Genomic DNA, 12012 nt, shown 5'->3' on the forward strand with positions numbered 1-12012 from the left:
GACATCTGCTTCAAACACATCGATCGAGTACTTCGCCTGCGGCGATGACTCAGGGTTCCACTACTTGCACTACGGGAATCAGCGACGGGTCGGCCGGTGCCTTCTTGCCGCGCTTGGCGCGCTTGTTCTTCAGGATCAGCGGCGGGCACTTGTTTTCGTTGTGATAAGTCATCTGGCAGTCCAGGCAGTAATGGCACTCGTTGTGGTTGATGTGCCCATCCGGATGGATGGCCTGGATCTCGCATTCCTTGGCGCACAGCTGGCAGGGGCTGCCGCATTCCGGGCGCCGCTTGAGCCAGTCGAACAGGCGGACCTTGCTGCTGATCGACAGCGCCGCACCCAGCGGGCAGACGTAGCGGCAGTACACCTTGCGTGTGAAGATGTTGATGACCAGCAGGAACACCGCGTAGGCGACGAACCACCACTGGCGGTCGAACTTGAGGGTGATGGCGGTCTTGAACGGCTCAACCTCGGCGGCCTTCTCGGCCATCATCATCGACTCGAGCGAGAGCCCGAACAGCACCAGCAGGACGATGTACTTGATCGCCCAGAGCCGCTCGTGCACCGCGAAGGGCAGCTCGTACTGCGGAACCTTCAGCTTGCGTGCCGCCTCGTTGATCAGCTCCTGCAGCGCACCGAACGGGCACAGCCAGCCGCAGAACACGCCACGGCCCCAGAGCAGAATGCTGGCGGCGGTGAAGGTCCAGATGATGAAGATCACCGGATCGGAGAGGAACAGCTTCCAGCGGAAATCCTGGAACAGCGCGTGGACGAAGGTCAGCACGTTGACCACCGACAGCTGCCCCAGCGCGTACCAACCGATGAACACCACGGTGAACACCAGGTAGCCGCGACGCAGCCAGTGCAGGAACCGCGGCCGCTGAGTGAACTTGTCCTGCAGGAACAGGATGACCGTCAGCAGGCCCAGCGCCGCGAGGATCACGCCAATCTGGAATGACTTCTGGTACCAGATGTTGACCCACATCGGCCGGTTGGCCTCTTCGATGGCGGCCAGCTCCTCGGCGGTCGGCTGCGGACGCTCGATGTACTGCTCGGGCATCTGGTAGGGCAGCTCGAAGCTGGTGAACATGCCGCTGATCGGGCCGGTCTGGCGGCGCACCAGCAGCTCCAGCGTCCAGGGTGAACCGGGATCGAACGCCGCATGCTCGCGGACGATGAAGATCGCCATTTCCCTGAAGTCGGGCATGCCTTCGGCATAGACGTCGTCCAGCCGCTGGAAGTCCATGTCGCGGAAGCTGATGACATTGCCGAACTGGCGCAACTGGACCCGATCGAAAATGCCGCCGCGCACATAGCCCGAGCCCTTGAACGAGTATTCGCCGCTGCCCATCACCGCGATGGCGTGCTCGCCTGGCTTGAGCTCGTCCATCAGCGTGCGGTAGTGCGCATCGCCGAGCAGCGCGCGGCCGATGGTCGGCGGGTTCAGATGCGTGGCGTAGAGGTCGATGAAGGTGTCCTGCACCTCATCTGCCGCCGCCTCGTCGATGCCTTCGCCCTCGGTGCCCTTGAACGCCTCGTCGATCTCGCCCTTGGTCAGGTGCAGCCGACGGATCGCGCCGTTGCCGGTCAGGTCGCTCCAGGTTGCCGGCTCGTAATAATCCGCGCGGACGGTGGCCGGTTTCTGCGCGACGCCCGCCTTGCTCTCCACCAGCCCCAGCGACACCGCGACGTCATGCGCCGCGCGCATGACGATCTCGTTGACCACCATCACCGTGACGGTGGCACCAGTGACCGCATCGATGGTGACCGCATTCTCGTCCCGCGAACGGCCGACAACCACGCGCTGGTCAACGTGGATACCCTGGTACTTGGCATTGAAGGCGTGCAGCTCTTCTTCGGGGATGCCGATCAGCAGGATCGGTTCATGGTGCTCGAGCACGTAGGCATCGACGATCACGCCCTTAGGGTCGAGCAGCACCTGCATGTTGATGGGTTTGCCGGAATAGGCGGGGATGTCCACCACGTTGATGGACTGGAAGGCATAGCCAAGGATCTCGTCGCCCTTGGTGATCGTGCGGACCTGGTAGTCGCCCTCGGCTGCAGAGACGCTTGCGCCGGGGAAGAACTTGTCGAGACGCTGCTGCTCGGCTTCGTATTCCCTGGCCTGTAGCGGCAACGCGCAGAGGCTCAGGATCAGCAGAATGAAAAAGCCCTTGACCCAGGTACTGAACGTACCGGCCAGCGACCAGATTTCACGGGAAGCCATCGAATTACCTGCTTGTACGGTTGGCGTAAGCGGATGGTAGGTGAGCGTCTACATCCCTCCCCTTGATTGCAATCAAGGACTCCCCCGGCGACTGTTTTCGTTGTCCCATGTCAAAGAACACCATGACCGTGAACAAAGACGTTGTTATAACTAGCCTAGGCCAGTAGGAGAGAGACGCAAGCTAGCGCACCAGGACGGAGCATACACGAGAAGGGAGATAGGCCGCGCGCAGTGGCGTCGCGCGGCCAGCAGCAGTCACGATCAGTGACGACCAGGCGGGGTGAGATAAGCCGCCGTGGCACCGCGGCTGGCTTCACTGGCCTTGATTTCCATTTTCGCGATGCTGCGCAGATGCACCTGATCCGGGCCATCGGCGAAGCGCAGGGCGCGGCCGCCGGTCCACATATCGGCCAGCGGCGTGTCCGGGGTCAGGCCCATGGCGCCGTAGACCTGGATCGCGCGGTCGACCACGTTGATGTGCATGCGCGGCACCAGCGCCTTGATCATCGAGATTTCCTTGCGCGCCGCCTTGGCGCCGACCTCGTCGATCATCCAGGCGGTCTTGAGTACCAGCAGCCGCGCCTGCTCGATCTCGATGCGCGACTCGGCGATCCAGTCGGCGACATTGGAATACTGCTGCAGGTACTTGCCGAACGCCTTGCGTTCCTGGCAGCGCTCGACCATCAGCTCCAGGGCCAGCTCGGCCATGCCGATCGAGCGCATGCAGTGGTGGATGCGCCCTGGCCCCAGACGCGCCTGGGCCATCATGAAACCGTCTCCTTCCCTGCCCAGCAGGTTGCTCGCCGGCACCCGCACGTTGCGCAGCAGCAGTTCACTGTGGCCTTCCGGGGCGATGTGGTTCATCACCGGAATGTTGCGCACCAGCTCGACACCGGGCGTGTCGAACGGCACCAGGATCATGCTCTGCTGCTGATGGGTCTCGGCGTCCGGGTCGGTCTTGCCCATGACGATCAGCAGCTTGCAGTTGGGATGCGAGGCGTTGGTGATGAACCACTTGCGGCCGTTGATCACGTAGTCGTCGCCGTCGCGGCGAATCAGCGTCTGGATGTTGGTTGCATCGGAGGACGGCACGTCCGGCTCGGTCATGGCGAAGGCCGAGCGGATCTCGCCCTCCAATAGCGGCTTGAGCCAGCGCTCGCGCTGCTCGGGCGTGGCGAACATGTGCAGCAGCTCCATGTTGCCGGTATCCGGCGCGTTGCAGTTGAACACCTCGGAGGCCCAGTGCACGCGCCCCATGATCTCCGCCAGCGGCGCGTACTCGAGATTGCTCAGGCCCATCCCCGGCTCGTCTTCGCCGAGCGACGGCAGGAACAGGTTCCACAGCCCTTCCGAACGCGCCAGCGCCTTGAGGTCGTCCATGAAGGAGACGGGATACTGTCCGACCGCAACCTCGGCATGCCAGGCGCCTATTCGCGGCACGATGTACTGGTCCATGAAGGCGCGCAGTTGCTGACGCAGCGCCTCGACACGTGGGCTGTAGGCGAATTCCATGGGCAACCTCTGCTGATCGGGAAACGATGCAGCCACCTTAGTTCCCGCAGCCGCTAAAGCAACGAGGCTGCGATGACTGAATCAGGCCCGATAAACATGCAACGAAGCCTCAACAGAATTGACCGTGGTCATCACCGCAACCGACGAAACTGGGTATGCAGCGCAGCCTCACCAATGCACGTAGAACATGCCCTTGGCCAACAGCACGATGCCGATCATCTGCACAAAGATGGCCCAGTGGATCGCCCGATAGCGGGCCGGCGTCATGCGCCCCTTGCGCAGCAGGATGGCGACCAGGCCGAAGGTGAAGAACACGCCGATCGCCAGCACAATCTTCAGCGTCAGCAAGGTGGCGAAGCTGCTGGCCAGCGGGTCGGCCAGCGCTTCGCGGTGATACCAGCCCAGGCCGATGCCCGCGCCGTAGACGAACAGCACGACCCAGTGCAGCACCACCCGCGAACGCACACCGACGGCGCGCTCGACCAGCGGCATGGTCTGCTCGCCGATCTGCTCGCGGATACGGCCGAGAATCATCACTTCAAAGAACAGCGTACCGATGAAGAAGATCGCGGCCAGCAGGTGCACCACGTGCAGAACGGAATAACTCATCTGTGCCTCCTCTGGCGATGTCAGCCCCGATCATCCCGCAAACAGCGCGCCACGCACTACCCGCCGGCGATCATTCTGCCGAGGCGGTGATCCGACTGCCGTCGCGCTCGATATGCTGTCCGCGCAGGAAGCGGTCATCGGAGGTACGGATGCGGGCGACGCTGCCGTCCTCACGCCGGACCACATAGCGCGTTTGCTCCAGCCCCGCCGCCTGCTGTGCGCCCTGCCCCAGCAGGTAACCGACGCCGCCGCCAACCAGCGCACCGATCGGGCCGCCCGCCGCCGCCCCGAGCATGAAACCGCTGAGCCCACCGAAACCACCACCAACGGCACGGTCCTGATGCACTTCGAGAATCTCGTCCGCCCTGACCAGGCTGCTGCCCAGAACTACCACGGTCGCCACCACTACCATTACCTTTCTCATGTCACGCTCCTGTCGGATATAGGTTTTGCCACCCCATCTTCTCTACACGAAGCGTGCCGACATTTAATGCCTATAAAATCAAAGAGATAAAGCGTTTCGGGTATTTTTAACCCGAAAGATTTAGGTCCTAAAAACCTACACAAGAGTTTTTTATACCCTGAGCAATCCGTATTTTTTACCTATGCTTGACGGATCAGGCTGCGGAGACCCTTCCCGATGATTCGCTGCAGACGCGTATATGAGCCAGCAAGCGAGACCGATGGCCAACGTGTGCTGGTCGACCGGCTTTGGCCCCGGGGCTGTCGCAAGGACCGCCTGGCGCTGGCGGCATGGCTGCCAGACGTCGCGCCTTCGACCGCGCTACGCCAGGCTTTCAAGGGCGGCACGCTCGACTATGCGGAGTTCCGTCGGCGTTACCAGAAGGAGCTGGCGGCCCGCCCCGAGCACTGGTGGCCGCTGCTGGCGATGGCCGAACGCGGCCCATTGACGCTGCTCTACGCCGCACGAGACGAACAGCAGAACAATGCCCAGGTGTTGGCCGAATGGCTGGAGGATGAAATGCAGCGGCTGGGGCGCCCCAGCTCGCCGGCCTGCCTGGCCGGGGAGCTGGGCGGAACGATCAACGACGACGGTTGACCGTCATGGCGGCGCGGATCAGGTCGGCACCGATATCCGCTTCGTAGGACTTCCACACCGGCAACATCTGCTCGCGCCAGGCCTGACGCTCGTCCGGCGTCAGGGTGATCAGCTGGCTGCTGCCGCTGGCAAGGATCCGGTCGCGATCACGGCGATTGACCGCAGCAGCCTCGCGGTTCACCGCCTGGGTCACCTCGAGAATGATCCCCTCCAGCTCCGAACGCACGGCGAACGGCATGCTCAGCCAGAACTCGTTGTTGGTGATCAGCATGTAGTCGAGCACGCCATGGTTGCTCTCGGTGATATAGGGCTGAACACTGTGCATGTTCTGGCTGAGGATGTTCGACCAGGGGTTCTCCGCGCCCTGCACGACACCGCCCTTGAGCGACTCATAGACTTTGGCGAAAGGCAGCACGACGGACTGGGCACCAACCGAGGCGAACTGCGCCTCCAGCACCGGCGACGGCTGAATACGAAACTTCAGCCCTGCGGCATCGCTCGGCTTGCGCAGAGGTACGGTAGCCGATAGCTGCTTCAAGCCGTTGTTCCAATAGGCAAGCCCGTACACCCCGTGCTCGGCCATCGAGTGCAGCAACTGGCGTGCGGCTTCACGCTTCTGGAAGCGCTGCAGTGCCTCGGCGTCATCGAACAGGAACGGCAGGTCGAACACCTGCAGTTTCTTGGTGTACGGCGCGAACTTGGACATCGACGGCGCCAGCAGCTGCACCTTGTTGTCGAACAGCGCTTGCATCTCTTCGGCGTCCCCGACCAGGGTCGAGTTCGGATAGACCTCGACCTTGATCTTGCCCGCCATGCGCTCCTCGACCAACTGCTTGAGCAGCAGCGCCCCTTTGCCCTTCGGCGTGTCGTCCGCTACCACGTGGGCGAACTTGATGACAATCGGACCCTCTTCGGCGGCCATCGCCGGCGCGGCCATTAGGAACAACGCCGCACCCAGTGCAGCCAAGCAAGACCTGAACATGTAACCCCCAAATGCAAGTGCCCGGCCGGCGCCTCGTGAGCACCGCCGGGTCGTTCCATGATGTGTTCGGGACACAAAGCGGTGCGCGTGCACCAGCCCCATCGAGCGGAGGGGCAGCTCATTCCGGCGCTGTTCGCCGACGGCTACCTTTATTGGAATCGACTGCATCGCAAACGCCCTCTGTCGCCTGCGGCAGCGATGCGAAGTGTTCGGCATCCGCCAGAGCGCTACAAGCACGACGCCATCATGCGAGGTCCTTTTGCCAACTGTTTCACGCTAGATCGCTACGGGAGAACGACGTTTCGCAGCCATATCGCACCGCACCATGCAAGCCACTGACACGATCGGCGCTGGTTTTTGTCGGATCTGCCCTCACTGCATTTCAGCCCTCGCCGTGGCCGGCCATCGATTCCGGCGAACTTCGCGACCTGGTTGCTCTTCATAACAGACATGTCCCAGACCTCGACGCCCTTTGCCATGACCAGCACACCCCCCGCGCCCACTGCCGTCGGCTACGACTGCCTGATCGTCGGCGGCGGCCCTGCCGGACTGACCGCCGCGCTGTACCTGGCGCGTTTTCGCCGCAGCTGCCTGGTGGTGGATGCCGGTTCGAGCCGGGCGTCCTGGATCCCACGCTCGCGCAACTATCCGGGCTTTCCGCCGGGTATCTCCGGCAACGACCTGCTGGCCAGACTGCGTGAACAGGCCAGCGGTTATGGTGCACGGCTCGAACATGGCCGCGTCGAACATATCGAACCCGGTGCCGAGGGTTTCAGTGTTCGCTTCGGCGCGACCACCTGCACGGCACGGCGCATCATTCTTGCCACCGGTATCGAAGACACCTTGCCGGACATGCCGGGTGCCGAAGACGCCATCGCCGATGGCAAGCTGAGGCTCTGTGCGATATGCGATGGCTACGAAGTGGATGGCGATAACGTCGCGGTCTACGGCGAAGCGGAGAATGCCATTTCCCATGCGGTCTTCCTGCGCACCTTCACCGACCGGGTCACCGTGGTCGTGCATGGCGAGCAGGATGCCTGTGACCAGGCCATCGCGCTCGCCGAGCACTACGCCATCCAGGTGATCGGCGACCGCGTCGAATCGCTGCATCCCTGCGAAACCGGTATCGAGCTGCTGACCTGCCGCGGCGAGCGACATCACTTCGACATCATCTATCCCAGCCTGGGCGCCCGCTTTCGCTCCGAGCTCGCCATCCAGCTCGGCATCGACTGCGACGAATGCGGCGCCCTGCAGGTAGACGCGCACCTGCAGACCTCGCTGCGCGGCCTCTACGCGATCGGCGACGTAACCCCGGGGCTGAAGCAGATCAGTGTCGCCATCGGCCAGGCTGCCCAGGCCGCGACCGCCGTGCACAACAGCCTGGAGGCCAACCCCTGGGGCGGCTCGCGGTGAGCGGCGCAACGGTCATCGCCAGCGGGCACAAACGCCTGCCGATGAGCAGCGAGCCAGACCGATCGCGATCAACCTTGTTGACCGCGGAACGGTCTAGGCTGATACAAGCCCTGCCTCGGAGCACCCCATGTCCCTCAGCGTCTTCGACCTGTTCAAGATCGGCATCGGCCCGTCCAGCTCGCACACCGTCGGCCCCATGCGCGCCGCATGGCGCTTCGCCGACGGGTTGCAGCGCGACGAACTGCTGGCCGCCACTGCCAGCCTCAGGGTCGAGCTGTACGGCTCGCTCGGCGCTACCGGCAAGGGCCACGGCAGTGACAGGGCCGTGCTGCTCGGACTGGAGGGCGAGCAGCCCGAATCGGTGGATACCGACAGCATCCCGGCCCGCCTCGCGACGATCCGCGAGCGTGGCGAACTGCAGCTGCTCGGCCGGCATCCTATTCCCTTCGACAGCAAGGCTCAGCTCGCCTTCATTCGCAGGCCGCTGCCGTTCCATCCCAACGGCATGGTGTTCCGCGCCTTCGACGCCGCCGGTCTGCAGCTGCGCAGCCGCGAGTACTACTCGGTGGGCGGCGGCTTCGTCGTCGACGAGCAGGCCGCCGGCAGCGACCGCATCGTCGAGGATGCCACCGCGCTGGCGTACCCCTTTCACAGCGCGGCTGAACTGCTCGATCACTGTGCCGCGCAAGACATGAGCATCAGCCAGCTGATGCTGGCCAACGAAGCCGCCTGGCGGCCGGAAGCAGAGACCCGCGACGGACTGCTGCGCATCTGGCAGGTCATGCAGGATTGCGTCGATGCCGGTTGCCGCACCGAAGGCGTGATGCCCGGCGGGCTCAAGGTGCGCCGCCGCGCTGCCGGGCTTTACCGCCAGCTCAGCGAGCATCCCGAGGCCAACCTGCGCGACGCGCTCAATGTCCTCGACTGGGTCGACCTCTATGCGCTGGCGGTCAACGAGGAGAATGCCAGCGGCGGCCGCGTGGTCACCGCGCCGACCAATGGCGCGGCAGGCATCATTCCGGCGCTGCTGCATTACTACATGCGCTTCGTCCCGGGCGCAGACGAGGACGGCGTGGTGCGCTTCCTGCTCACCGCCGCTGCGATCGGAATCCTCTACAAGGAGAACGCCTCGATTTCCGGGGCCGAAGTCGGCTGCCAGGGCGAGGTGGGCGTGGCCTGCTCCATGGGCGCCGGCGCGCTGTGCGAAGTGCTCGGCGGCACCCCGCAGCAGGTCGAGAACGCCGCCGAGATCGGCATGGAGCACAACCTCGGGCTGACCTGCGATCCGATCGGCGGGCTGGTCCAGGTGCCCTGCATCGAACGCAACGCCATGGGCGCGGTGAAGGCGATCAACGCGGCGCGCATGGCCTTGCGTGGTGATGGTCGGCACTTCGTCTCGCTGGACAAGGTGATCCGCACCATGCGCCAGACCGGCGCCGACATGAAAAGCAAATACAAGGAAACCGCTCGCGGCGGATTGGCGGTGAACATCATCGAGTGCTGAACCGGAGCGCTCCTCCGCCCTGCGTTCAGTTTTCCGACTTGCCCACCCCATGCTCGCGCAGTTTGTTGGCGATGGTGGTGTGCGACACGCCGAGCCGCTTGCCCAGCTGGCGGCTGCTCGGGAACTGCTTGTACAAGCCCTCCAGCACGGCCTTCTCGAAGCGCCCGACGATGCTCGCCAGATCACCCTCCAGGGAGAAATCGCCCAGCGGCTGCGCCGCACCGTAGCCCGGCAGGCGGATGTGCTCGGGCTTGATGGTGCCGCCCTCGCACAGCGAAACCGCCTGGAACAGGGTGTTCTCCAGCTGCCGCACGTTGCCCGGCCAGTGATAGCCGGCCAGCCGCTCCAGCGCCTGCGGCGAGAGCGTCGGCAGCGCACAGCCGATCTGCCGGCTGGCCTGGTCGATGAAGTGCAGCGCCAGCGGCTGCAGGCCGTCGAGGCAATCGCGCAGCGGCGGAATGTGCAGCGACAACACGTTGAGCCGGTGATAGAGATCCTGGCGAAATTCACCCTTGGCGCAGAGTTCGGACAGATCGAGCTGGGTCGCGCAGATCACCCGCACATCGAGATAGACCTCCTCATCGCTGCCGACCCGACGGAAGCCGCCGTCCTGCAGGAAGCGCAGCAGCTTGGCCTGCAGCCGCGGGCTCATCTCGCCGACGCCATCGAGAAACAGCGTACCGCCTGCGGTCAGCTCCAGCAGGCCGAGCTTGCCTTCCGGCCGCGCGCCTTCGAAGGCGCCGGGGCCGTAACCGAACAGCTCGGTCTCGGCCATCGACTCCGGCAGGCCGGCGCAGTTGAGCGCCATGAAGGGTGACTGCCCACGCGGGCTCGACAGGTGACAGGCGCGCGCCAGCAGTTCCTTGCCGGTGCCGGTCTCGCCCTCGATCAGCAGCGGCGCATCCAGCGGTGCCATGCGCCGTGCCTCGCGCACCACCGCGGCCATCACTTTCGAGCTCTGGAAGATGCTGTCGAAGCCTCGCAGCTCCTGCTTGCGCACCTGGTAGATGCGTTCACCGACCCGGTCGGCGCGATGCAGGGTCAGCACCGCGCCGGCCAGCGCCTCGCTGTCGTCGTGTTCGGATTGCAGCGGGGCGATGTCGGCGAGGAACACATCGCCCTTGATCTTCACCCGCAGCCCGTTGATCCGCGCCTTGTTGGCGCGCACCAGTTCCGGCAGGTCGAAGTCCTCGGCGTAGCGCGACAGGCTCATGCCCGGGACCTCGTCGACGCGCACGCCAAGCAGCTGCGCAGCGGCACGGTTGGCGGCAACGATGGCACCGCTCATGTCGATGGAAAGGACCGGGAATTCCAGCGCGCCGAGCAGTGCATTGAGCTCCAGGAAGTGCCGCTCGCTGGGCATCAGGCTGACCTTGCGCAGCTCGAACACGCCGGGCAGCGCCTCGATCTTCGGCCGCAGCGCCTGCAACTGCAGGTTCATCAGGTTGGGGCAGTGCAGGTAGACGGCATTGCCCTGCTCGCCGCCTACCTCGCCGCGGGCCACGTTGATGCCGTAGTCCACCAGCAGGTTGAGCATGTCGCGCAGGATGCCGACGCGGTTCTGGCAGAGAATCTTGATACGCATGGCGGAGCCCTGTTGTTTTGTTGTGGGGCCGGCGCTGCAGTGCAGCGCAAATTATCGTCAAGATTATTTGACAGTTTGCTCGATTGGCAACGCCGCCGATCCGGCTGCCGACCTACCTGTCATGGATTTCTTACAGCCTAACATCGTGCACATGCGACATTGCGCCACAGCGCCTCTCCCCCGCGGCACGCCTTCGCGTTCGAATGAGGGCAACAACAAGATGCCCAAGCGGCCCAGGAGAAGCGATGAAGACCACCCACTACGTAGCCCGCGAACCGGACGCGCAGGGGCATATTCATTACCCCGACGCCGAGCACGCGGTGTGGCAGACGCTGGTCGAGCGTCAGCTGAAACTGCTCGACGGGCGCGCCTGCGACGAGTACCTCGACGGCCTCGAGCAGCTCGCCCTGCCCCACGAGCGCATCCCGCAGCTCGGCGAGATCAATCGCGTGCTGGCCGCCACCACGGGATGGCAAGTGGAGCGCGTACCGGCGCTGATCCCCTTCCAGCGCTTTTTCGAACTGCTGGCGAGCAAGCGTTTTCCCGTCGCGACCTTTATCCGCACCCCGGAAGAGCTGGACTACCTGCAGGAGCCGGACATCTTCCACGAGATCTTCGGTCACTGCCCGCTGCTGACCAACCCCTGGTTCGCCGAATTCACCCACACCTACGGCCAGCTCGGCCTCGAGGCCAGCAAGGAGGAGCGGGTGTTCCTTGCCCGCCTGTACTGGATGACCGTCGAGTTCGGCCTAGTGGATACGCCCGCCGGCCGGCGCATCTATGGCGGCGGCATCCTTTCCTCGCCGAAGGAAACGCTCTACAGCCTGTCCGCCGAGCCTGAGCGGCAGCCGTTCGACGCCATGGAAGCCATGCGCACGCCTTACCGCATCGACATCCTGCAGCCGCTGTATTTCGTCCTGCCGGATCTCAAGCAGCTGTTCGATCTGGCCCAGCAGGACATCATGGCCATGGTGCGCGAGGCCATGCGCCTGGGCCTGCACCAGCCGAAGTTTCCGCCGAAGGCGGCGTGATCCGGCGCTGTTCGATACTCGTGGTGGGCTGAAACCTACCCTACGGGCGCCATCTGTTCTGTAGGGTGGGCTTCAGCCCACCACTTGCC

The 12012-nt window shown here is 64.2% G+C and carries 10 protein-coding genes; 4 read left to right on the plus strand and 6 right to left on the minus strand.

Features of this window, described 5'->3' with window-relative positions; genetic code table 11:
• Positions 1-49: 49 nt before the first annotated feature.
• The 4 genes from nosR to HZR81_RS00405 all read right to left on the minus strand — a co-directional run bounded on the left by nosR (position 50) and on the right by HZR81_RS00405 (position 4772).
• Positions 50-2227, minus strand: a complete 2178-nt coding sequence (gene nosR / locus HZR81_RS00390; RefSeq protein ID WP_500127033.1) for a transcriptional regulator NosR — start codon at positions 2225-2227, stop codon at positions 50-52.
• 261 nt (positions 2228-2488) lie between these two features.
• On the minus strand, positions 2489-3739 hold the full coding sequence (locus tag HZR81_RS00395; protein ID WP_500127034.1) for an acyl-CoA dehydrogenase family protein: 1251 nt from the start codon (positions 3737-3739) through the stop codon (positions 2489-2491).
• A 168-nt stretch (positions 3740-3907) separates the two neighbouring features.
• Positions 3908-4348, minus strand: a complete 441-nt coding sequence (locus HZR81_RS00400) for a CopD family copper resistance protein (RefSeq protein WP_500127035.1) — start codon at positions 4346-4348, stop codon at positions 3908-3910.
• Between the two features lie 70 nt (positions 4349-4418).
• Positions 4419-4772 (minus strand): hypothetical protein, encoded by a 354-nt coding sequence (locus HZR81_RS00405; RefSeq protein ID WP_152481733.1) that lies wholly within the window; start codon positions 4770-4772, stop codon positions 4419-4421.
• Positions 4773-4988: 216 nt separating this feature from the next.
• Here HZR81_RS00405 and HZR81_RS00410 point away from each other — a divergent pair, with 216 nt between their 5' ends.
• Entirely contained in the window at positions 4989-5408 is a 420-nt protein-coding gene (locus tag HZR81_RS00410; protein ID WP_500127036.1) for a DUF488 domain-containing protein, read from the plus strand.
• On the opposite strand, the gene HZR81_RS00415 is transcribed toward HZR81_RS00410, so the two are convergent.
• Complete coding sequence (locus tag HZR81_RS00415; protein WP_500127037.1) at positions 5392-6390, minus strand: TRAP transporter substrate-binding protein; 999 nt, start codon at positions 6388-6390, stop codon at positions 5392-5394. The two genes, HZR81_RS00410 and HZR81_RS00415, sit on opposite strands and share 17 nt — an antisense overlap.
• Before the next feature lie 477 nt (positions 6391-6867).
• Between HZR81_RS00415 and HZR81_RS00420 the strand changes: the two genes are divergently transcribed.
• Complete coding sequence (locus HZR81_RS00420; protein ID WP_102839649.1) at positions 6868-7803, plus strand: NAD(P)/FAD-dependent oxidoreductase; 936 nt, start codon at positions 6868-6870, stop codon at positions 7801-7803.
• A 127-nt stretch (positions 7804-7930) separates the two neighbouring features.
• Positions 7931-9307: an L-serine ammonia-lyase gene (locus tag HZR81_RS00425; protein ID WP_102838635.1), complete on the plus strand. Its 1377-nt coding sequence runs from the start codon at positions 7931-7933 to the stop codon at positions 9305-9307.
• Positions 9308-9332: 25 nt separating this feature from the next.
• On the opposite strand, the gene HZR81_RS00430 is transcribed toward HZR81_RS00425, so the two are convergent.
• A complete protein-coding gene (locus tag HZR81_RS00430) occupies positions 9333-10892 on the minus strand; it encodes a sigma-54-dependent transcriptional regulator (protein WP_500127038.1) in 1560 nt (519 codons plus the stop codon).
• 245 nt (positions 10893-11137) lie between these two features.
• Between HZR81_RS00430 and phhA the strand changes: the two genes are divergently transcribed.
• Positions 11138-11923, plus strand: coding sequence for a phenylalanine 4-monooxygenase (phhA, locus tag HZR81_RS00435; RefSeq protein WP_313486349.1), 786 nt, complete (start codon positions 11138-11140; stop codon positions 11921-11923).
• Positions 11924-12012: the final 89 nt, after the last annotated feature.

Origin of the sequence: Pseudomonas sp. LM13 (assembly GCF_041381355.1) — a bacterium.
Taxonomy (GTDB): domain Bacteria; phylum Pseudomonadota; class Gammaproteobacteria; order Pseudomonadales; family Pseudomonadaceae; genus Stutzerimonas; species Stutzerimonas frequens.